The sequence below is a fragment of the Clostridium sp. K04 genome (assembly GCF_019734375.1).
Lineage (GTDB): Bacteria > Bacillota > Clostridia > Clostridiales > Clostridiaceae > Clostridium > Clostridium saudiense.
The window spans coordinates 1-20786 of sequence record NZ_JAASHD010000020.1 but is presented as its reverse complement, the minus strand read 5'-3'; the positions used below and the strand labels follow the sequence as shown (position 1 = coordinate 20786).

Annotated in this window: 25 protein-coding genes and 1 pseudogene; 20 read left to right on the top strand and 6 right to left on the bottom strand. The window is 27.4% G+C overall.

The window, feature by feature from the left end; translation table 11 throughout:
* Position 1 precedes the first annotated feature (1 nt).
* From HCG70_RS09755 to HCG70_RS09730, 6 genes are read left to right on the top strand one after another with little or no spacing between them, the layout of a single operon-like run.
* Positions 2-442 (top strand): MnhB domain-containing protein, encoded by a 441-nt coding sequence (locus tag HCG70_RS09755; RefSeq protein WP_042394254.1) that lies wholly within the window; start codon positions 2-4, stop codon positions 440-442.
* Entirely contained in the window at positions 443-778 is a 336-nt protein-coding gene (locus HCG70_RS09750; protein ID WP_042394251.1) for a sodium:proton antiporter, read from the top strand. It abuts the gene before it with no gap.
* Entirely contained in the window at positions 775-2784 is a 2010-nt protein-coding gene (locus HCG70_RS09745; protein ID WP_052330572.1) for a proton-conducting transporter membrane subunit, read from the top strand. Before HCG70_RS09750 ends, HCG70_RS09745 begins: the two co-directional genes overlap by 4 nt.
* Positions 2785-2795: 11 nt before the next feature.
* The gene (locus HCG70_RS09740; protein WP_042394249.1) at positions 2796-3773 is read left to right on the top strand and encodes a respiratory chain complex I subunit 1 family protein; all 978 of its coding nucleotides are present in this window, start codon (positions 2796-2798) and stop codon (positions 3771-3773) included.
* Positions 3774-3787: 14 nt separating this feature from the next.
* Positions 3788-4231 carry an NADH-quinone oxidoreductase subunit B family protein gene (locus HCG70_RS09735; protein WP_042394246.1) on the top strand — a complete coding sequence of 148 codons (444 nt, stop codon included), beginning with the start codon at positions 3788-3790 and terminating at the stop codon, positions 4229-4231.
* Entirely contained in the window at positions 4224-4670 is a 447-nt protein-coding gene (locus tag HCG70_RS09730) for a 4Fe-4S binding protein (protein WP_042394244.1), read from the top strand. The genes HCG70_RS09735 and HCG70_RS09730 overlap by 8 nt, the downstream gene beginning before the upstream one ends.
* A 302-nt stretch (positions 4671-4972) precedes the next feature.
* Here the strand turns inward: HCG70_RS09730 and HCG70_RS09725 are convergent, their stop codons facing one another.
* Positions 4973-5275 (bottom strand): hypothetical protein, encoded by a 303-nt coding sequence (locus HCG70_RS09725; protein ID WP_042394243.1) that lies wholly within the window; start codon positions 5273-5275, stop codon positions 4973-4975.
* A 298-nt stretch (positions 5276-5573) separates the two neighbouring features.
* On the opposite strand from HCG70_RS09725, the gene HCG70_RS09720 reads away from it, so the two are divergent.
* The 5 genes from HCG70_RS09720 to HCG70_RS09700 all read left to right on the top strand — a co-directional run bounded on the left by HCG70_RS09720 (position 5574) and on the right by HCG70_RS09700 (position 8629).
* Positions 5574-6056: a hypothetical protein gene (locus HCG70_RS09720; protein ID WP_055274873.1), complete on the top strand. Its 483-nt coding sequence runs from the start codon at positions 5574-5576 to the stop codon at positions 6054-6056.
* Positions 6057-6270: 214 nt separating this feature from the next.
* Positions 6271-6816 (top strand): methyltransferase domain-containing protein, encoded by a 546-nt coding sequence (locus HCG70_RS09715; RefSeq protein ID WP_154820392.1) that lies wholly within the window; start codon positions 6271-6273, stop codon positions 6814-6816.
* Between the two features lie 68 nt (positions 6817-6884).
* Positions 6885-7199 carry a rhodanese-like domain-containing protein gene (locus HCG70_RS09710; protein WP_042394236.1) on the top strand — a complete coding sequence of 105 codons (315 nt, stop codon included), beginning with the start codon at positions 6885-6887 and terminating at the stop codon, positions 7197-7199.
* Between the two features lie 158 nt (positions 7200-7357).
* A complete protein-coding gene (locus HCG70_RS09705) occupies positions 7358-8233 on the top strand; it encodes an aldose 1-epimerase family protein (RefSeq protein ID WP_055291466.1) in 876 nt (291 codons plus the stop codon).
* Between the two features lie 168 nt (positions 8234-8401).
* Positions 8402-8629: a phage holin gene (locus HCG70_RS09700; protein WP_055291465.1), complete on the top strand. Its 228-nt coding sequence runs from the start codon at positions 8402-8404 to the stop codon at positions 8627-8629.
* 60 nt (positions 8630-8689) lie between these two features.
* On the opposite strand, the gene HCG70_RS09695 is transcribed toward HCG70_RS09700, so the two are convergent.
* On the bottom strand, positions 8690-9436 hold the full coding sequence (locus tag HCG70_RS09695) for an N-acetylmuramoyl-L-alanine amidase (RefSeq protein WP_154820393.1): 747 nt from the start codon (positions 9434-9436) through the stop codon (positions 8690-8692).
* Between the two features lie 349 nt (positions 9437-9785).
* Here HCG70_RS09695 and HCG70_RS09690 point away from each other — a divergent pair, with 349 nt between their 5' ends.
* Complete coding sequence (locus HCG70_RS09690; RefSeq protein ID WP_221697702.1) at positions 9786-10289, top strand: DUF4358 domain-containing protein; 504 nt, start codon at positions 9786-9788, stop codon at positions 10287-10289.
* A 109-nt stretch (positions 10290-10398) separates the two neighbouring features.
* Here HCG70_RS09690 and HCG70_RS09685 read toward each other — a convergent pair.
* Positions 10399-10674, bottom strand: a pseudogene (locus HCG70_RS09685) (3D domain-containing protein); the annotation flags it as partial.
* Between the two features lie 22 nt (positions 10675-10696).
* Here HCG70_RS09685 and HCG70_RS09680 point away from each other — a divergent pair.
* The 6 genes from HCG70_RS09680 to HCG70_RS09655 all read left to right on the top strand — a co-directional run bounded on the left by HCG70_RS09680 (position 10697) and on the right by HCG70_RS09655 (position 15834).
* Positions 10697-10957 carry a hypothetical protein gene (locus HCG70_RS09680; protein ID WP_052330569.1) on the top strand — a complete coding sequence of 87 codons (261 nt, stop codon included), beginning with the start codon at positions 10697-10699 and terminating at the stop codon, positions 10955-10957.
* Positions 10958-11501: 544 nt separating this feature from the next.
* Complete coding sequence (locus HCG70_RS09675; protein ID WP_052330568.1) at positions 11502-12569, top strand: hypothetical protein; 1068 nt, start codon at positions 11502-11504, stop codon at positions 12567-12569.
* Complete coding sequence (locus HCG70_RS09670) at positions 12566-13357, top strand: TPM domain-containing protein (protein ID WP_055274880.1); 792 nt, start codon at positions 12566-12568, stop codon at positions 13355-13357. Before HCG70_RS09675 ends, HCG70_RS09670 begins: the two co-directional genes overlap by 4 nt.
* 182 nt (positions 13358-13539) lie before the next feature.
* Positions 13540-14448, top strand: a complete 909-nt coding sequence (locus tag HCG70_RS09665; protein ID WP_221697701.1) for a DUF5685 family protein — start codon at positions 13540-13542, stop codon at positions 14446-14448.
* Positions 14449-14522: 74 nt separating this feature from the next.
* Positions 14523-15146 carry a J domain-containing protein gene (locus HCG70_RS09660; protein WP_042394216.1) on the top strand — a complete coding sequence of 208 codons (624 nt, stop codon included), beginning with the start codon at positions 14523-14525 and terminating at the stop codon, positions 15144-15146.
* A 145-nt stretch (positions 15147-15291) separates the two neighbouring features.
* Positions 15292-15834, top strand: a complete 543-nt coding sequence (locus HCG70_RS09655) for a hypothetical protein (RefSeq protein WP_221697700.1) — start codon at positions 15292-15294, stop codon at positions 15832-15834.
* 62 nt (positions 15835-15896) lie between these two features.
* Here the strand turns inward: HCG70_RS09655 and HCG70_RS09650 are convergent, their stop codons facing one another.
* Positions 15897-17798: a glutamine synthetase gene (locus HCG70_RS09650; protein ID WP_042394211.1), complete on the bottom strand. Its 1902-nt coding sequence runs from the start codon at positions 17796-17798 to the stop codon at positions 15897-15899.
* A 318-nt stretch (positions 17799-18116) separates the two neighbouring features.
* Here HCG70_RS09650 and HCG70_RS09645 point away from each other — a divergent pair, with 318 nt between their 5' ends.
* Positions 18117-18266, top strand: a complete 150-nt coding sequence (locus HCG70_RS09645; protein WP_172684755.1) for a hypothetical protein — start codon at positions 18117-18119, stop codon at positions 18264-18266.
* 223 nt (positions 18267-18489) lie between these two features.
* On the top strand, positions 18490-18738 hold the full coding sequence (locus tag HCG70_RS09640) for a hypothetical protein (protein WP_042394207.1): 249 nt from the start codon (positions 18490-18492) through the stop codon (positions 18736-18738).
* 185 nt (positions 18739-18923) lie between these two features.
* On the opposite strand, the gene HCG70_RS09635 is transcribed toward HCG70_RS09640, so the two are convergent.
* Both HCG70_RS09635 and HCG70_RS09630 read right to left on the bottom strand, forming a co-directional pair.
* A complete protein-coding gene (locus tag HCG70_RS09635) occupies positions 18924-20102 on the bottom strand; it encodes an AI-2E family transporter (protein ID WP_042394203.1) in 1179 nt (392 codons plus the stop codon).
* A 391-nt stretch (positions 20103-20493) separates the two neighbouring features.
* Positions 20494-20786, bottom strand: a 293-nt coding sequence (locus HCG70_RS09630) for a hypothetical protein (RefSeq protein WP_221697699.1), incomplete at its 5' end; no start/stop codon positions are given.

Below are 20786 nucleotides of genomic sequence, written 5' to 3'. Positions count from 1 at the left end.
TATGAAAAAGAGGAGAGACTCAATATTAATTTCTTGTACAAATTTAGTTTTACCTATTTTGCTTACTTTAGGGCTTTATATCATAATACATGGACATTTATCACCAGGTGGAGGATTTCAAGGTGGAGTACTAATTGCTGGAGCTGTTGCATTGATTTATATTGGATATGGATTTAAAAAGGTTAAGAATGGAATAGCTTCTAATACATTTAAAATTGCAGAAGATTTAGGAGCACTTGGCTTTATAATATTAGCATTTATAGGATTAATAGGTTCAGGAGTGTTTTTTGGAAATATACTTGAGAAGGGAACTCCAGGAGAATTATTTTCGTCAGGAAGTATATTTTTAATGAATTTTGCAGTAGGATTTAAAGTTTTTGCAGGAATTTCTTTTTTGATAATCATTATGTTGAGCAATTTAAATAAGAAGGGGGAGGAGTAGATGACAATTAATTATATTGGAGCTTTTCTATTAATAGTTATTGGTTTAGCCATAATTGTATTGAAGAAAAATCTAATAAAGATAGTAATTGGGATGGGTATTTTAGATTCAGGAATAAACCTATTATTAATTTCGATTGGATACAGAGTTAATGGAACAGCACCTATATTTAGTGATAATAGTACTTATTTTGTAGATCCTATTCCTCAAGCACTAACTCTTACATCCATAGTAATAGGAGCTTGTGTTACTGCACTTGCTTTATCAATAGTTATTAAAATTAATAAGCATTATAACAGTATAGAAAGTGATGATATAAGGAGGATTAGAGGGTGAGTACTAAATTTATTAATAGTCTTCCAATAATTGCGATAATGACGCCGTTTATATTAGCTTTTGTACTTGGGCTTTTTAAAGAAAAATATATAAAAGTGAAAAAGGCATTAGCAGTTATAGCAACTACAGTATCGTTTATATGTGTATTATTATTAATTAAGCCAGTGTTAGTTGAGGGTGGAGTAATAGTAACTTGGATGGGAAATTGGCTTCCTATAGAAGGAAAAGCTTATGGGATTTGTCTTGAAATAGATTCATTAGGTGTATTTTTATCATTAATTATTACAGGGGCATCGTTATTATCAGCAATTTATTCATTAAAATACATGAGCCATGATAATGGGTTAGAAAAATATTATGTATTATTTTTATTATTAACTTCAAGTATGATTGGTTTTGTATTTACTGGTGATTTATTCAATATGTATGTAATGCTAGAAATAATGACTTTTGCAGCTATTGCTTTAACTGCATTTAGAAATTATAAGGACAAGTCAGTTGAAGCTGCATTTAAATATATAGTAACAGGATCATTAGGATCATCTTTAATTTTACTAGGAACTTGTTTGATATACAGTGAAACTAAAACATTAAACTTGGCTGAAATAGCTGTAAGTTTAAATATATCACAAGGTATGAGTTCTACTATGATAGTTGCATTTGCGCTTATGATGGTTGGATATGCAGTTAAGGCATTTATGGTTCCATGTCATACTTGGCCAACAGATGCTCATATGGCAGCACCTTCATCAATATCAATGATACTATCTGGTGTAATGAGTAAAACAGGAGTATATGCAATTATAAGATTAGTATTTATGATTTTTGGACTAGTATCTAACAAGCCAGTAGGATATTTAATTTTAATATGGGGATTAGTAACAATGGTAATAGGAGTTTCTATGGCATTATTACAACATGATTTCAAAAGACTTTTAGCATTTCATTCAGTTTCGCAAATTGGATATATAATTACAGCATTAGGAATTGCAATTATAGAAAGTGAAGAGATAAGCATAATGGCTTTAACCGGTGGAACTTATCATATGATAAATCATGCCATATTTAAAGGGTTATTATTTTTAGTTGCAGGTGCAGTTTTGTATACAACTGGAACTACGGATTTAGATTCAGTTTCAGGTTTAGGAAAGAAAATGCCATTTACTATGGCGATGTTTTTATTTGGAGCAGCAGCAATTAGTGGTATCCCACCTTTTAATGGATTTGCATCTAAATGGATGATTTATGAATCAGGTTTTAATGGAAATTTGGGTATTGCTTCAATAATAGCTGTTGTAGTATCAGCACTTACTTTAGCATCGTTTATAAAAGTAGGACATTCTGTGTTTTTTGGTCCTATTAAAAAGGAGGATGATAATGTAGAGGATGTTCCATTATCTATGAAGATACCAATGGGTATTTTAGCAGCGTTAACAGTTGTTTTAGGAATAATGCCAAGATTAGTAGTAGATAATTTATTAATACCAGTTGTAAGAGCAATTTATAATTTGCCTATATATATTGGAAGTGCATTAGGAAATGTATATGGTGTATTGGATATAAACTTTGATGTTAGTAAAATTGAATTTTCAACTAATGGGGTTTATAGTCCAACAAATTTTTTGATTTTATTCATAATATTGCTTTTAGGTGTTTTATTGTTTGTAATATTTAAAGGAGAAAAGACTGGTGAGGAAATACATGAAAATCTTGATAAGGAATTTGATATGAGTATATTTACAAGATATCAAAATAAGGCTTCAAATGGTGTGAATTATTCAAATGTAGATATAGAGCCAAGTTGTAAATATGATATTTTTGTTGGTGGAGAAGAGGGTGAGAAGGTTAAGGTTGGAGCTAATGACTTGTTCTGGGGAATGAAATATCAATTAAAGGGATATTTAAACAGTATTCAGAGGGCACATAGCGGAAGTGTTAATGATTATGCTTTATGGATTGTAAGCACATTAGTCATAGTATTAATAATTTTATTTATATTTGTATAGGAGGTGGGAATATGGAGTATATTTTAAAATTAATTAATTTATTAATATTCCCAGGCTTTATTTTTACAATGATTATGGGATTATTTTTATCAGGTGTGGATAGAAAAATAGTTGCAAGAATGCAAAGAAGAAGGGGGCCTAAGATTTCTCAACCTTTTTATGACTTTGTAAAATTAATAGGAAAGGATACTATAGTACCTAGAAATGCTAATACTAAATTATTTATAATGGCACCAATAATAGCATTAGTTAGTATTTGTATAGTACCAGTTTTATTTCCTATATATAATGTAACATTTTTTGGAGGAGTGGCAGATATTGTTGTAATTATCTATTTATTAACGATTCCTTCAGTAGCGATAATAATTGGTGGAATTGCATCAGGGTCACCATTTGCATCTATAGGTGTTTCAAGAGAAGTTGTTTCTATGATTGCATATGAATTACCGCTTATAACATCAATATTAGCTGTTTGTAAAAAAGCAGGAATGGTTTTAGGAATGGAAACTACGTATTCTTTATCTGCAATATCAATGGCCCAAAAAATTAATGGAAGTTTTATGTTTTCTATAGCATTATTGCCGGCTGCTATTGCCTTTTTGATGATTTTACCAGCTAAAATTGGAGTTGCACCATTTGATGTGGCAGAGGCAGAAACTGAACTTTGTGAAGGACCATTAGCAGAATATAGTGGATTGCAGCTTGGTTTATTTAAGTTAACACATAATATAAAATTATATGTTATGACTGCTTTATTTGTAGTTTTGTTTTTAGGTAATGCGGGAGTTGAAAATGAAAATTTAGTAATTAATATAATAGTTAATACATGGATATTAATTGTATTAGTAGTTGTGATTACAGTATTATTTTTATCTGTAGTAAGAGGTCTTATGGGTAGATATAAATCTAATCAAATGTTTAAATTTTATTGGACAGTACCAACTATATTAGCACTATTAAGCTATGTATTAGTAAGCTTTAATTTGTAAGGGGGTATTTGATAATGGCATTAGTAGAAAAAAGTAGGGAAAAATCTCCTTGGATATATCATTTAAATACTGGCTCTTGTAATGGGTGTGATATTGAATTACTAGCATTACTTGGACCAAGATATGATATAGAAAGATTTGGCGTTAAAGTTGCAGGTTCTCCTAGGCATGCAGATATAGTGGTTGTAACAGGACCAATTACAGTACAGTCTAGAGATAGAATGATTAAGGTTTTATCACAAGTTCCAGAACCGAAAGTTGTTGTATCTATAGGTTCATGCCCAGCCTCAGGAAATGTGTTTAAGGGTAGTTATGCTATTGATGGACCATTAGATAAATGGACTAGCGTAGATGTAACAGTTGCAGGATGTTCTCCAAAACCAGAAGCAATAGCAAAAGGAATATTAAAAGCTGTAGAAATATTAAATAAGAAGAGGGAGGTAGAGACGCATGTTTAAACTTCCTTATTTATTAGAAGGTATAAGTAATATTTTTAAGCCTGTATTAACAAATGAAGAAGATTTTGATAATACAAAGGGAGCAGAAAATTATAGAGGAAAGCTTTATTTTGATTCTAATGCATGTATAGGATGTGGAATTTGTATTAGGGTTTGTGCTGGAGAAGCTATTACTAAGGAAATGAAGCCTGTAGAGGGTGGACAGGAAATAAAAATGACATTTGATTTAGCATCATGTACATTTTGTGGGTTATGTACAGATTTTTGTCCTAAGCATGCAATAAAAACAACTGAAGAGGTAATGATGGTAGAGAATGATAAGGAGAAATTAAAGGTTGAAGGAAGCTTTATTAAGAAGTTACCACCAAAGAAGCCAATTATAAAACCAAAGCAAGAGGATAAATCAAAAGATGTAATAGATAAAAAGGAAAAAATGTAAAATAAAAAGGCGCTTATTTGCGCCTTTTTGTATAAGTGAGATTTAAAATTTTAATTCGGGTAGTTGAAATTACACTTTAGTGTACTCAATCACTGAAAGGAGTCGAGTTTCCTAAGTGAGAGTCCAAATTTTAATTTGGTTTACTCGAAGTTGCTTGAAACTCCAAATTTTAATTTGGCTAGTTGAAAGTACACTTTAGTGTACTCAGCGACTGAAGGGAGTCGAGTTTCCTAAGTGAGAGTCCAAATTTTAATTTGGTTTACTCGAACTTACTCAGCGACTGAAAGGAGTCGAGTTTCCTATTAAGAATAATAGCTTTCTATTTTTGATTTTCTATTTAATAGTTTATATCCTGAAATACTAGGATTAACCTTAGTAAAGCGAGCTGACTGCCAAAGGCCAAAACACTTATCAAATTTATAAAGTTCGTTATCTATTTCAACAATTGCTGAGTTATTTATATCAAAGCCTTTAAAGGAAACTTTTTTCCCTTTTTCTTTTAAATATTTAAGTGCTTTCCCGAGTAGTTCATCAGGATCAGGAATATTTCTTTCCTCTAAAAAAATTTGAAATGAATCTTTAGTATTACTACAATTACTTCCCATACAATAACCTCCTAAAATTTCCCGCGTGTATAAATATTATATGCATTATGTAAAATATTTACAATAAAAAAATAACTATTTATCAAAAAATCATTGGAATCAATTCCAAAATGACAATTTGATTGTAAATAACAGTAAATAATTGAAGATTTATTTAAATAATATTGAAGAATTTATATATAGAGATAAGTTTCGAAATTAAGTAGTAAATATTAGAGGTTAGTCTTGAGAATAATGTTAACAGAGAGTATTAAATTGGAATAATATATACAATGTAAGTATTAAAAGAGATGACTTTATGAAAAAATCTAACAGTAAAAAAGAAGCTAAAATTAATAAGAAAAATAGTTGCTATAAAAAAAATAATGAGAACAGTAATAATAATAGTAGTAGTACTACTGAAGAAGAAAAAGCAGAGTTACTTAATCAAATTGGAATTTTAGATTTATCTTTATTTGGAGTATATTTAATAATATATGCATCAATTTTAAATATAAAATATCTAGAGTGGCAAAAAGTTCAAATATTAGATCAATTAAATGAGAGTAATTATTCGGATTTAATTGGGGATTTATCAGAAGTGCCTAAAAATGCGAATATTATATATTTATTTGTAACATCTATTTTTACAGGAGTAATATTTAATAATTATAGAACTGCTTCATCGCAAACTGGAGATGAGAGAAATGAAAAAGAAATTGAAAATGCTTATAAAAGTGTAATAGCTATTTTGTTAATTTTGTTAGGTACTACAATTAATTTCGAGGTATTGCATTCTTAAAGGTCTTAATATAAGTGTATATATTAGGACTGTTTTTTTTGATAAAAAGTAATAAAAGATATTTACTATATCGGTCTTTATGGTATAAAATATATATAATTGGATTTATTGGTAAAAAAATAACTATTAATACATATATATAAATTTTAAACATATATAACTATATTAATAATGTTTAGATAGGCATTTATAGTATATTAAGGGGGAAATGGTTATGAAAATAATTGTTGGGGCTGGAAAAACAAAATATAATGGATGGGTCTCTACTCAAGAAAATGAATTAAATTTGTTAAATTTAGAACAATGGGAAAGGTTGAAGGAAAATGAAGAAATTGAAGCAATATTAGCAGAACATGTTTGGGAACATTTATCTTTAGAAGATGGAATAAAAGCAGCAGAAAATTGCTATAAATTTTTAAAACCAGGTGGCTATGTTAGATGTGCTGTTCCAGATAAGAATTTTAAAAATGCTTTATATCAAAGCATGATTAAAGTAGGAGGACCAGGGCATGAAGCTCATCCAGCAGCAGAGCATAAAATGGTATATGATTATAAGACTTTAGTAAAAGTTTTTGAAGAAGCAGGATTTGAGGTAACTCTTTTAGAATATTGTGATGAACAAGGGGATTTTCATTATAAGGAGTGGGATGAATCTAAAGGAAAGATATGTAGAAGTTATAGATTTGATAACAGAAATTCTAGAGGAAAATTAGGAATGGTATCAATTATTATTGATGCTGTAAAACCATTTAATAAATAAGAAGCTTGAAAATAATAAGTATTATTACTATAATTAGTTTAAATGAATAATTCAAAAGAGGTGTAAGCATGAGTTCATTTAAGTCAATTAGTAGTAAAGAGGCTAATAAATTAATTGAAAATTGTAGTGAATTAGTAATTATAGATGTAAGAAGATTTAGTGAATATAAGTCAGGAAGGATTCCTAATGCAATAAATATACCAGTTGAAGAATTAGAATGGGAGATTGAAGATTTGAAAGAAAATATAGATAAACCTATTTTAGTTTATTGCAAGGCAGGGCATAAGAGTGCTTTAGCATGTCAAATTTTAGAAGAAGAAGGATTTAATAACCTTTATAATTTAGGACAAGGTATTTTAGGATATGATGGTAAAATAGTTTAAAAATAATGTATTTAAAAATAATGTATTTAAAATAGTAAATAATTAATATTTACTGTTTTAAATACATTTTTTGATTTTGCATATTAAAATAATATGTTAAATATTATATAATATATTAAGATAACGTTTAAATTAATAGGATATAAGGAGTGATGAGAATGTTATATACACTAGAAAATGAAAATATTAAAATTGTTGCAAGCACTCATGGGGCAGAGCTTAATAGTATTACATCTAAAAAGGATGGTACAGAATATTTATGGAATGGGAATAAAAATTATTGGGGATATCATGCGCCAGTTTTATTTCCTATAGTTGGAAAGGTGAAAGATGGTATATATAGAGTTGATGGTAAAGAATATAACTTACCACAACATGGATTGGCTAGAGTTCGTAAATTTGAATTAGTAGAAAAAACAGATAATAAATTAGTATTTGAATTACCTTATTCAGAGGATACATTAAAAATATATCCTTATAAATTTTCTTTGAAGATTACTTATTCATTAGTTCAAGATGGTGTTACAACGGCTTATACAGTTGAAAATAAAGATGATAAGACTATTTATTTTTCAATAGGAGCTCATCCGGCATTTATGTGTCCAATAAAAGGTGGGGAAATAATAAATGATTATTATTTTGAATTTAATGAAAAGGAAACAACTGATATAATGATTATCAACAAGGATGGATACATTAAAAAAGAAAGAAAAGAATATTTAAATAATGATAATATTATTAATTTAAGTTTTGATGTATTTAAAGACGATGCATTAGTTTTTGATAATTTAAAATCTAATAAAATTAGCTTAAAATCAGTTAATCATGACAAGTGCGTAACTATGGATTTCACAGGTTTTCCTTATATGGGATTATGGACAAAAGTAACAGGAGCTCCGTTTGTATGCATTGAACCATGGTATGGACATGCCGATTTTGAAGATTTTACTGGTGAACTTAAGGATAAAGAAGGAATAGAAAAGTTAAAAGTAGGACAAGTATTTAATAGTGCTTATACAGTTACAATAAAATAGTTATTTAAAAAAGCCTAAATAATTAAGGATTACTCTTATTATTTAGGCTTTTTTTGATGAGTAAAAATAATTTTACTTAAATTTAATAAAGTATAAAATAAATTTAAATTTACAGAACATAGAAAGCGTTTAGGAATATCTTAATAGTATAAAGGAGGTGGAGATATTATGAAAATAGATTGGTCTAGATTTAAGAATTATGGACTATGGTTATCTTTGTTTTCTTTAATTGGTATTTTATTAAATGCATTTGGTGTTAATTTTGTACCTGAAGAATATACACAAATAACAAATGCTATCCTTGCGGTTTTAATTGCTGCTGGAATTATAAGTAATCCAACTACTGAAGCTAAAGGATATTTGGATGATAAAAAAGCTGAAGAAGAAAAACAATAGGTAGAATAGAAAATGAACCACAATAATATAGTTTAAAGCTTATATTATTGTGGTCTTTTATTATTCAATAGTATCATCTCTATATTCAACAATTGCTTCGTAGAGAGCTTTAGCACATTCAGATTGGCCTAATTTAGATGAAAGGTATTTTTCATCCGAAGAATTACTTAAAAAGCCTAATTCAATTAATGAAGAAGTATTTGTATTTAATTCTAAAACAGCAAGTTCTTCTCCAGAGACATAAGAACGAACACCTCTATTAGTTGTGTAATTTAAATCTATTAATGCTTGTTGAAGGTATTTTGATAGGTTTAAGCTATTTTCATCGTTAGGATTGTACCAAGTTTCAACTCCAGATATTTCTTTAGAATCAGAACTATAGTTACAATGGATTGAAATAAATATATCAGCATTACATATTTTTGATATATTTATACGCTCTTTCAAACTATCATTTGCGGTTTCTAACCAATCTATTTCATCATTTGACCTTGTATAAATTACTTTAAATCTATCATCATTTTCTAGTAGTTCACCTAATTTTAATGAAATAGCTAAGGTAATATCTTTTTCAGCAGTGCCATTAGGACTAATAGCTCCGTAATCCCAATCTCCATGACCTGGATCAATACAAACCACATATGGAGGTGATTCTTCGATTTTAGGTATTGCTAAGTTAAAAGTAGCAATAGTTTTATTTTTATTTGACATAATAATTATTAAGGGGACTATAGATATAAATAGTAGTATAGTAGTAAATGCTACTATTATTCTTCTTTGACGTTTTTTTTTCTTTTTGTAAAGCATTTTTCTTCTGTAGTTTAAGTTAAATGAATCCTTATTTATTTAAACCACCTCTACAAAATATTATTTAAATGAAATTAGCTTTTTACATAGCGAATAAGGATACTATGTATAGTTTAAACTAAGTTGAATTTAGAATTTTAGTCAAATTTGATTTATTAATTAAGTATAAAATATTTAGATGAGATTTAGATTGTCACTTATAAGTATAAATAAATTACCAAAAAATGTAAATAAATATAAGCAAAAATAAATTTGAAAAAATTTTTTAAAGCAAGGAACAATTTATAGGACATGATAGTCTAATTAATATGTTAACAAAAGAAAATTAATAAAAGTGAGGTTATCAAAAATGAAAAAAATATTAGTAAGTGCTTTAATTGCAATTATGGTAGGTGCAACATTAACAGGTTGTGGAAAAGCAAACAACGGTAATAATCAAAGTGTTGAGCAGGGGACAGGGCAAACATCTTCTGTATCAGCAAAGGAAGTTGTAGAAAAAATAAGTGAAGAAGAATTATTTATGATGCCAACAATGGTTGATGATGAGATGGCTAAAGATATATATCATTTAAATTTAGAAGACATAGTCGATTATGGAATATTAGTTCCAGGTGTGACAGCACAACAAGATGCTATAATAGTAGTAAAAGCAAAAGAGGGAAAAGTTGATAGTGTAAAGGCTTCATTAGAAGAATATATTCAAGATCTACTAGCTGGCCATTTATATCCTGAATATTTAGAAGCTGCAGAGAATGCAACAATTGAAGTTAATGGAGATTTAGTATCATTATTTATTTTAAATAGTGAGATTAAGGATAATATAGAAGCTAAATATAATGATTTGATTAAATAATAAGTAAATAAAAGGAGTATTTTATATTTATATATCTTTAGTGATGATATATAGTATAATATACTCCTTTATTTTGTTAATAATAAAAAATGTTAAGTTAACTTGAGTTTTACCATTCTCCAGGATAAGCAATAATGTATAATGATACAGTTTGCACTCCCCAGTTTATACAATCATTTTCTGAGTTTAAAAATAAATCTATTTTGTTACCTTTAATTGCACCACCTGTATCAGCAGCAATAGCCATACCATATCCAGGTATATAAACTTTTGAACCTAAAGGAATTATAGATGGATCTACTGCAATGGTACTAATACCATTGGGATCACGGACAGGGGTAGTGCCTGTATAGGTAATTGTATCACCTGTATACGCAGTACTTACCATTGTATATACTGCTTTATAGTTGGTAGTTTCATCATTAGTAGTATTTGCAACACATTCACTATCTTCTAAAGATTCAGAAGTAGATTCGTCTTCTTTTGAGCTAGATTCTTCAATTTCTTTAGCCTTTTCTTCTTCTAAGTTTTTATTAGAGATATTTATATCATTAATAATATTTTCATTAGTAACACTACGAGTATTATCATTAATATTATCAGTAGTAATATCATTATTATATTCATATATATTAGTATTTGAGCTTATATCATTTTTATCTAAATAACTTACATTAACAACTTTTTGTGCACTTTTATTTAAAACACTTGCTTGTGCAGAAAATTCATTTATACCAAATAGTGATATAGCAAGTGAAGTTGTTAAAACTATAATTTTCTTAAACAGAAAAATACACCTCCAAGATTATTAATTTAATTCCTTCGCCCTGCAACAAGGTTATACTATATATAAAAAATGATGTCAAACCAACATGGTTTATAATGGGAATGAATAAAATGGAAGAAGTAAAAAGGAATAATATAGAAAAGTGGTTGTAATACTTTAAATTCAAGAGATTAAAACATATCGCTAAAGAAAAGTCAAGAAAAAATAAATGGGAAAAATATGATTAAATTCCTTAAATATTATAATTAATTTAGGTATAATTTTTTGAAAAAATGTGGACAAATTCAAAAGTATTGTTCTATAAAATTTGAGAGAGAATATATAGGAGTGTTAGAATATTATGTAAAAATATGTGATATAATTAATAGAATATGTATATTAATAAGATAGATATATATATATAAATTAGTATTAGGGGGAATATAATGGCCGCTATAACATATAAGTGCCCAAATTGTGGTGCAGAAATTAACTTTGATCCTACTTTGCAAAAAGGAAAATGTGATTTTTGTATGAGTGAGTTTACAGTGGGCGATATAGAACGTTTAAATAATGAAAATAAAGATCATATAACGGAAGAAATTTTAGATGAAGAATATAATGATGAATGGAGTAATTTAGAGGAAAACACAGCAAGTTATTCATGTCCAAGATGTGGCGCTGAAATAGTATGTGATAAAACAACAACAGCAACATTTTGTTGTTATTGCCATGGGCCAGTTGTGTTAAATGATAAGTTTAAAGGCGAGTTTAAGCCATCTAAAGTTATGCCATTTAAAGTTAATAAGGAAACTGCAATTGAGAATTTCTTGAAATGGAGTAAGAAAAAATGGTTTTTGCCTAAGGAGTTTTCATCCTATAAACAATTAGAGAAAATTACAGGTATCTATATTCCATTTTGGTTAGTTACTTCTAATGTTACTGGGGAAATGAGTGCTAGATGTAAAAGAATAAATACTTGGGTAAGTGGTGATTATAGATATACTAAAACAGACGTATATCATGTATATAGAGAAGCAAATTTGAATTTTAATAATGTTCCTCATAATGCATCAAGTAAAATGGATGATAATGTTATGGAAAGTATTGAGCCTTATGATGATAGAGAGCTTAAAGATTTTTCAATAGCATATTTACCAGGATTTTTTTCAGAAAAATATGATAGAGGTAAGGAGCAAGTTTTACCTTTAATTGAAGGTAAAATAAGAATGGGAACAAATGATATATTGAGAAATTCTATAAGTGGATATTCAACTGTTGATATTGTTGGAACAAATGAAAGGTTTAATAAAACATCTTGTCAATATGCATTGATGCCTGTTTGGATGATGACATATAGTTCAGGAGATAAAAATTATATATTTGCAATGAATGGTCAAACAGGAAAGGTGTTTGGCTCATTACCAGTGTCAAAAGGTAAAATAGCAATATTGTTTGCGATAGTATTTATTTTGGTATTTTTAGTTGTATTAATAGGAGGGATGTTTATATGATTAATATAAAAAAGAAAATGGTACCTTTTATTAGTTCACTTGTCTTGCTATTATCCTTTGTAACTATAGTAAGTGCAGATATAAATTTTGTAGTTGATGATGCTAATCTTTTATCAAGTGAGGAAGAACAACAATTAAGAGAAGATTTAGCAAGTTTTAAAGAACAGTATAATATGGATGCTGTTATAGTAACATCTAATGATTTAGGTGGTAAAAGCCAAATGGATTATGCTGATGATTATTTTGATTATAATGGATATGGTGTTGGAGAAGATAAAAGTGGCTTATTATTGTTAATAGATATGGACGATAGAAAGGTATGGATATCAACTTCGGGAGAGGCTATAAAATATTTCACAGATAGTAGAATACAGAATATAGTTGATGATATAACAACGCAATTAAAAAATGCAGATTATTTTGAAGGATGTAATGAATTTATAAATGATATAAATTATTATGCAGAAGAAGGTATACCAGCAGGGCAATATACTTATAATGAGGCTGAACGTACTCAAAAAGTTATTTTTATTGGATTAGGAGCTGGATTAATAGTAGCTAGTGTAGTATCTTTATTAGTTGTTAATTCTTATAAAAATTCAAAATCTATTTCTACAGCAAATTATGTTGATAGTAACTCAATAGTTTTTACTAGAAAAAAGGATAGATTTATTAGTACGTACACTTCAAAAACAAAAATAGAGAGAAATAATAGTAGTAGTGGAGGAAGTTCAACTCATACTTCAAGTAGTGGAAATACTCATGGTGGAGGCGGAGGAAGCTTTTAAAAATAAATAAACTTTATGACTGTATAAAAAATAACATGGATAATTTTATTTAAACATGTTATTTTTGTACAGTTTTATTTTTTCATACAGTATTAATTAAAAAGTTTATGATAAATTGATAAATAAATACAAATAAACTATACTAAGGTTATAAAATGAGAATAGCATAAAGGAGTGATTATTTGTTTGGTTATGTAACTCCACTGAAACCAGAGCTTAAAATTAGAGAATATGAAATGTTTAGAGGATATTATTGTGGTGTCTGTATGCATATTAAAGATACTTTTGGAAATCTACCAAGGTTAACTTTAAATTATGATATGGCATTCTTAGGATTATTATTAGATGCATTACATAATGAGACTCCTAAAATTGACTTTAAAAGATGTATGGCTCATCCATTAAAGAAAAAGCCAATGATTATAGATAATAAGGCATTAGAATATACAGCTGCAATGAATGTTTCATTAGTATATTATAAGTTGATTGATGATGTGAATGATGATAAAAGTATAAAAAGTAAGTTAGAAAGTACAGCATTATCACCATATAAAAGAAAATTTAACAGAAATGTTACGAAAGTTAATGATATAATAGAAGAAAATTTAAATTTATTATCTAACTTAGAGGAAAATAAAAATTTTGAATCTATAGATGAAATTTCTCATCCATTTAGTTTAATAGTTGCTAAAATTTTAGAGTTATATCCAGAAAATTTTGAAGGCGATTGTGAAAATATTAGGTATGCACTTTATGATCTAGGATATGCATTAGGAAAGTGGATATATTTAATAGATGCATTAGATGATTTAAAGGAAGATATGGAGAAAAATAAATTTAATCCAATAAACTTTTTATATAATAAGGAAAATAAAAGTTATGATGAGCTAATGCTGGAAATAAAGCCGCGAATGGAATTTACTATATTGAATTGTGGATATAATTGTAAGGAATCATTAGATAAATTACCATTAAAAAGAAACAAAGCAATACTTGAAAATATAATTAGTCTTGGAATGATGGATAAGTATGAAAGGATAGTTAATAATTGTAGCTGTAAAGAAAAAGGAAATTTAAAATTTAATTCATAAAGATTAAGAAAGTTATTCTGAAAATATACGGTTATAAAAAATATACATAAAGGATAAAAAGGAGTGTTTTAAAAATGAATCCATATGAGGTATTAGGAGTAAAGCCAGGGGCTTCTCAAGAAGAAATTAAATCAGCTTATAGGAAGTTAGTAAAACAATATCATCCAGATCAATATGTAGATAATCCACTTAAGGATTTAGCACAGGAAAAGCTTGCTGAAGTAAATAAGGCATATGATATGTTAAAGAATAATAATGGTGGAGATTCAAGCTATAATGCTTCATCTAATGGATATAACACAAATTATAATTCAGGATATAGTTCTTATAGTAGCAATGCTCCAATTTATGCAGAGATTAGAAGTTTAATTCAAATGAGGAGTATTTCAGTAGCAGAATCAAAGCTTAATGCTATTAGAGATAGAGATGCTGAATGGTATTATTTATATGGAAATGTTATGCTTGCAAAAGGATGGTTTGAGTCAGCATATAATAATATTCAAAAGGCATGTAATATGGATCCAAATAATTTTGAATATAGGCAAGCATTAAATCAATTAAATTCAAGAAGTCGTGGATATAGTCAAACATATAGAACTTCAAGTGGAAATATGGATACTTGTGATTGTTGTATGAATTTATGGTGTTTAGATTCATTATGTGAATGCTTTGGTGGAGATTTAATAGGATGTTGTTAGGATAGTTAGAAGTTAATAGTTTTGAGTTAATAGTTAATGAATAAATTCAACTTGGGTTGAATTTAAGAATGTATTTTAAGAAACAATGTAATAGTTTCTATAACTATTAACTACTAACTATTAACTGTATGAAAGGGGCGGTTTTATGAAGGCAAAGAATATAGCTCTTGGGGGGATTTTAGTTGCATTAACTACTATAGTTTTATATTTAGCGGCTTTTTTACCAATAAGTACATTAGCAATATTAACTATTGCTTCAGCAATAATACCTATTTGTATTATAAGAAGTGATGTACAAACATCAATTTTTGTCTATATAGCATCTAGTTTAATAGCTTTTTTCTTGGTTCCAATTAACATATCATTGTTATATTTTATTTTCTTTGGTGTATTTGGAATAATAAAGTTTTTTATAGAGAGATTAAGAAAAGAAAAATTAGAAATACTATTAAAATTAGTATTCTTCAATATAGCCTTTATTATTGGATTTTTAATAATGCAAAATATATTAGGTATAAATGTAATAACAGGATTAGAAACTATAGTTTCTAGGTTATTTGATACTTCAACAAAAGCTATTGCATCTATTATATTATGGATAATAGCACAACCAGTTTTCTTAATTTATGATTATGCTATGACAATGATTATTACATTTTATGTGGAGAGAATACACAAAAAGTACTAGAAGCATTTAAGGATAGAGAAGATTAGTAAAAAAAGAACTGCCATTTGGCAGTTCTTTTTTTGCTAAATATCTAAAAGATTCTTTTTATATGAAGAGTACATATTTCTTAATAAGCTCATTTTATCTTCTAATTCTAAATATAAATCAGAAGCAAGCTCTAAATTGTTCTCCACAATTGCGTCTTTAAGTCTTGTGAAAAGAGATTTTGTAAAATTAGTATCCTTCATGATATATAATCTTAATTCGTGAATTTTAGTCCAGTTAGTTAAGTCTAAATCTAGTGCTTTATTTGCATCATGAAGGCATTTACAAGCTCTGATTTCAGCAGTAAATTTATTTACTATTCTATGAGATATTTCCATTTTCCATCTCTTAATAGTTGCCATTCTAAAACTGTTAATAAGTTGATCTGTTAGCACATCATTTCTCTTTAAAACTTCTACTTTTTCAGGATATCTATCTAATGCAGTAATGTTTTCATAGATTGTTGCTGGTGCTTTGCTGAAGTATTTATTTCTTTCTTCTTCAGTAAAGTCTTCAAATACATCTTCTTCAGCTCTATATTTTCTATCTTTTTCTAAGTAATCGGCTTCTTCACCATATTCTTTTGAAAGTTCAGCTAAAAGCTCATCATCAGTCTTTTTATTGTTAACCGCATAAAGAATACCATCAAGCATTGCCATATAACATACAGCTATAGTTATATAAGCATTTGAATGTGGATTTGGTGAACGAAGTTCAAATCTTGTAGCTAAAGGATTAGCTAAATCTCTAATAAGACCAACTAATATAGATCTATTTCTCGAAGGATTACTTGGAGATAATCCAAGAGAAGTAACTATACAAACTGGTGCTTCAAATCCAGGTTTTAATCTTTTTAATGAGTTATTAGTTGAAGATATAAATGGATTCATAACTTCATAGTTTTTAAGTAATCCCATAAGAGATCCATATCCAAGAACACTTAAGAAGTGATCTTTAGTTGTATGGAATAAGTTAATTCTCTTACCATTTTTAAGTTTTAAGCTAATTCCTAAATGTACATGCATACCTGAACCAGCAACACCATCAAGGGGTTTAGCCATAAATGTAACATCTAATCCATATCTTCTATAAGTTTCTTGAACTAATATTTTAATGAATAATTCATTATCAGCTGCTTGAACTGCATCAGAATATTTCCAATCAACTTCAATTTGTTCCATTACATGATCAAAATTACCAGAAGAATCTAATTTAGCTCTAACTCCACCAACTTCTTTATGTCCCATTTCTGGTTCAAATCCGTAAGCTTCCATTAATAGTAAAGTTTCTTCTAAAGCAGTACGAACTTTACCTTTAGTTCTTGTCCAGTATTGTTCATGAAGTACTTGAGAAGTAGATAATTCTTCTAATTCTGCATCACTGTTTGGAGTTTTAACCCAAAATTCTAATTCAGTAGCAGAAGTAATAACTATTTCATCTATATCATCTTTTTTTATGTCATAAATATCTAATACTTCAGGATTTGTATCAAATATATTCCATAAAGTATCTTTAAATGTTTTAACTGCATTGTGTAAAATATTTCTAGAATCCACAGGTTTATTATCGTGATATAAGAAACATGGAATTCTTAATGTACCAACTGGTTTATTTGTTGCAGAATCTATAAAATCATAATTGTAATCAACAAACCATTTGCTATGTAAGTCAGCAATCATATCTACTTTTGCATTATTTAATGTGGCGATTCCAGGTAAAACAACTGATGAACCATCAGTTTGAACTGCAACTCCATGAAGGAATGAGTCAAGATCATCTAAAAATAAGTTTACTGGTATTTTTTCATCAGTATCATTTCCTGAAAGGTCAATTCCAACAAATGAAACAAATTTGATTTCGGGATGGTTAGTTAATATTTCTTTTACTTGTTCTTTTGTATGATTTTCTTTTGGTATGGTATAAAGTAAGTTATCAATCATAAGCTTAATTTCACAACAGTTAAAACGCTATGAAATATACTCACATCCTTTCTTATATTAGTCGAATGATAGATGGTAAAAGTTTAAAAACATTCGGAAATTCCTTATAGTGATTTTATTATAAATTTGTTAATTATGTCAATACATTTATTGCTATATTATAATAAAATATCAATTTTTTTGTAAATTATTCTTATTTACAAATTATAGCATAAATTTTATATACTTATATAAAGAACTGTTTAAATTTGTATAAAAAGGTTAAAATAAAAATAATTAATATATTAAAATTAGTACTTAAGAAGGAAGTGATTGATTATGGAAAAAGTTTTATGTCCTAAGTGTGGGGAAATTATATTTGAAGAACCAGAGTGTGAAGCTAATGGAATTATTACATGTGATAAATGCAATAATAAAATAAGATGGATATGCGATGGTAAGAGAACGATAACTAAATTAGATACATAATTAAAAATCCTTTATATAGATGCTAAATATATCTATATAAAGGATTTTTTTATAATAAGAATAATTGTAAAAATTTTGAAAATAGAATATGTATATGATAAAATAATATATATAAATAAATAATAATGATAAATTATTAAAAATATATTTTATTAATTGATAAAAAGAAAAGTAGAAGGTGAGAAATCGTTAATAAGTAAAATTTATATTAGGGGGAATAAAGATGGGGGTATATTTTAAAAGACTAAAGGATGAAATATTTATTGGAGGAAGTGTTATTTTAGCATTAGTAATAAGTATACTTGTATCGAAAATATTTTTTATAAAGTATGGGGACATACTATTATATGTAGGTAGTATAATAATAGTGCTAGGATTTTTAGATTCCGCATTAAGAAATGATAAAATAGATAGAGATAAAATTGTTATTGGAAGTGGATTATTGGTTATGCTTTTAAGTTGTTTAATATAGTTTTAATGTATAAAATTAAAAGCTAAATCATATCAAATCTATAAATTATATGATTTTACTTAAGACTTTATAATCTTATTAAAAGAAAAACTGCTAAAGAGTTGAAGCTTATTGTATTTGCTTCAATTTCTTAATGCAGTTTTTCATAATAAGTATTAAATTAGTAAATTTAATTAATATATAATTTAGTTAATTCTAGAAGATGTGTAATTATCGTACCATTTATTAAATATAACTCTTATAGAAGCTGCAATTGGAACTGCAATTAGCATTCCGATTAATCCACCTATATTACCACCTATTAAAATAGCCATCATAGTAAATACCGCATGAAGTCCTACGCTTTGCCCAACTATTTTTGGAGCTAAAAAATTATTATCAATTTGTTGAACTACAAGCATTGCTATTATTGCATATAATACTTTTATAGGGCTTCCACTTAATAATCCCATTACGGCTGCTAATATTGTTCCAACAATAGGACCTACATAAGGAATCATATTGCATATACCAGCAATAATACCTATAACAACTGCATAATCTATTCTAGCAATTGATAGCGCAATTGCAGATAGTGCACCCACACAGAAGCCTTCTAATAATTGCCCACGGATAAATTTTGAAAATACATCATTGATTATTGAAAAAATTTCAGAGCATTTTTTACCGGCAACAGTATCTTTAAATATTAAAGAATAAAGTTTTTTCCAAAGACCAATAAAGTATTCAGAATCTTTTAGGATATATATGCTTATGATAATTGATATAAAGAATGTAGCAATACTACTTCCTATAGACATTATATTAGATGTCATTAATCCAAGGTTATTAATTATATATTTTTGAACAGTATCAACAATTTGAATTATATAAGGTTCTAGTTTATCAATAAATGAAATATTTAAATTCTCTAAAGTTGATTTTATTGATGATGTTGTAAATGAATTGGAATTTAAATATGAAGATATATCATTTATTATGTTAGTAAGCGTTGTGCTTTTAGATAATTGACCGCCTATCATAAAGTAGATTCCCCAAATAATAGCTAATACTATAGCAATTATAAGAAGATAGGAAGATATAATTGCAATCATTCTTCTGTTTCCTTGCTTTTTTACTTTATAAATAGTATTAGTTCTTAAAAAATTCTCGATGCTCCTTGTTAAGGGAAAGAGTAAATAGGCAATTATTATTGCAATAAGCAGAGGTTTTATCAAGCTAAGGCAATTTCCGATAATAGAAAAAATAGTTGTAAATATTGTCCCTATATTGGACATTATAGTTAAAGCTAAAAATATAGCTATAGCTGTTAAAGTGACATATATTGAATACTTCAATAGCTTTTTATCAAAGTGTATTTTCATGACTTACCACCCTTCAAAAATTTTATTATTTTATATAAGATATAGTATAACATAAGTAAATTAAATTTAAGGATTAATTATTATTTATTTGTAAATTTATCAAATAAAGTGAAAAACTAAGTAATTTATAGTAGAAAATAATAAAATCTAAAAAGTAATACCAATAAAAATATTTTTTAGCAGGAAATCTAGAAGATAGGTTGAAAATACTAATTATCAGAATTTTTTCAAAATATTAATAGGGATGAGCATAATTGATCTTTTAAAAAGTGAATATTAATTAGAGATGAAAAAATAGGAAAATTAGGATTATTAGTAATAAAGTGACCTAAAAAAGGGCAGACTATCCCTATGAGGATAATAAAATGTAAAATATTAGGTTGTTAAAGAGCTAACTAGCTCGTTTAAGCTTGCTTAGAGAACAAATCTTATCTTCCTTTTTATTAACAATTGCAGCAATAGCAACTGTTAAAAGGCATATGTGACCTAAGGTATTTAGGTTAGATATGGAATAAATATTTCTAACAGAAGTATTTTCAAGATTAAGATTCTTAAATCGTGAATTGTAGCGTTCTGATTCAGTTCTCTTTGAATAGTATAGTTTAAAATAATCTGATGTATCATCGACGGTTGATCTATAGTCTGTACTGATAGATTTATATTTTATACATCCTCTATTTTTAT

Excerpts from the sequence above, each read along its gene's own strand:
- HCG70_RS09755 (WP_042394254.1), top strand. The coding sequence starts at position 2 with ATGAAAAAGAGGAGAGACTCAATATTAATTTCTTGTACAAATTTAGTT.
- HCG70_RS09750 (WP_042394251.1), top strand. The coding sequence starts at position 443 with ATGACAATTAATTATATTGGAGCTTTTCTATTAATAGTTATTGGTTTA.
- HCG70_RS09740 (WP_042394249.1), top strand. The coding sequence starts at position 2,796 with ATGGAGTATATTTTAAAATTAATTAATTTATTAATATTCCCAGGCTTT.
- HCG70_RS09735 (WP_042394246.1), top strand. The coding sequence starts at position 3,788 with ATGGCATTAGTAGAAAAAAGTAGGGAAAAATCTCCTTGGATATATCAT.
- HCG70_RS09730 (WP_042394244.1), top strand. The coding sequence starts at position 4,224 with ATGTTTAAACTTCCTTATTTATTAGAAGGTATAAGTAATATTTTTAAG.
- HCG70_RS09725 (WP_042394243.1), bottom strand. The coding sequence starts at position 5,275 with ATGGGAAGTAATTGTAGTAATACTAAAGATTCATTTCAAATTTTTTTA.
- HCG70_RS09720 (WP_055274873.1), top strand. The coding sequence starts at position 5,574 with ATGAAAAAATCTAACAGTAAAAAAGAAGCTAAAATTAATAAGAAAAAT.
- HCG70_RS09715 (WP_154820392.1), top strand. The coding sequence starts at position 6,271 with ATGAAAATAATTGTTGGGGCTGGAAAAACAAAATATAATGGATGGGTC.
- HCG70_RS09710 (WP_042394236.1), top strand. The coding sequence starts at position 6,885 with ATGAGTTCATTTAAGTCAATTAGTAGTAAAGAGGCTAATAAATTAATT.
- HCG70_RS09705 (WP_055291466.1), top strand. The coding sequence starts at position 7,358 with ATGTTATATACACTAGAAAATGAAAATATTAAAATTGTTGCAAGCACT.
- HCG70_RS09700 (WP_055291465.1), top strand. The coding sequence starts at position 8,402 with ATGAAAATAGATTGGTCTAGATTTAAGAATTATGGACTATGGTTATCT.
- HCG70_RS09695 (WP_154820393.1), bottom strand. The coding sequence starts at position 9,436 with ATGCTTTACAAAAAGAAAAAAAAACGTCAAAGAAGAATAATAGTAGCA.
- HCG70_RS09690 (WP_221697702.1), top strand. The coding sequence starts at position 9,786 with ATGAAAAAAATATTAGTAAGTGCTTTAATTGCAATTATGGTAGGTGCA.
- HCG70_RS09675 (WP_052330568.1), top strand. The coding sequence starts at position 11,502 with ATGGCCGCTATAACATATAAGTGCCCAAATTGTGGTGCAGAAATTAAC.
- HCG70_RS09670 (WP_055274880.1), top strand. The coding sequence starts at position 12,566 with ATGATTAATATAAAAAAGAAAATGGTACCTTTTATTAGTTCACTTGTC.
- HCG70_RS09660 (WP_042394216.1), top strand. The coding sequence starts at position 14,523 with ATGAATCCATATGAGGTATTAGGAGTAAAGCCAGGGGCTTCTCAAGAA.
- HCG70_RS09655 (WP_221697700.1), top strand. The coding sequence starts at position 15,292 with ATGAAGGCAAAGAATATAGCTCTTGGGGGGATTTTAGTTGCATTAACT.
- HCG70_RS09650 (WP_042394211.1), bottom strand. The coding sequence starts at position 17,798 with ATGATTGATAACTTACTTTATACCATACCAAAAGAAAATCATACAAAA.
- HCG70_RS09645 (WP_172684755.1), top strand. The coding sequence starts at position 18,117 with ATGGAAAAAGTTTTATGTCCTAAGTGTGGGGAAATTATATTTGAAGAA.
- HCG70_RS09640 (WP_042394207.1), top strand. The coding sequence starts at position 18,490 with ATGGGGGTATATTTTAAAAGACTAAAGGATGAAATATTTATTGGAGGA.
- HCG70_RS09635 (WP_042394203.1), bottom strand. The coding sequence starts at position 20,102 with ATGAAAATACACTTTGATAAAAAGCTATTGAAGTATTCAATATATGTC.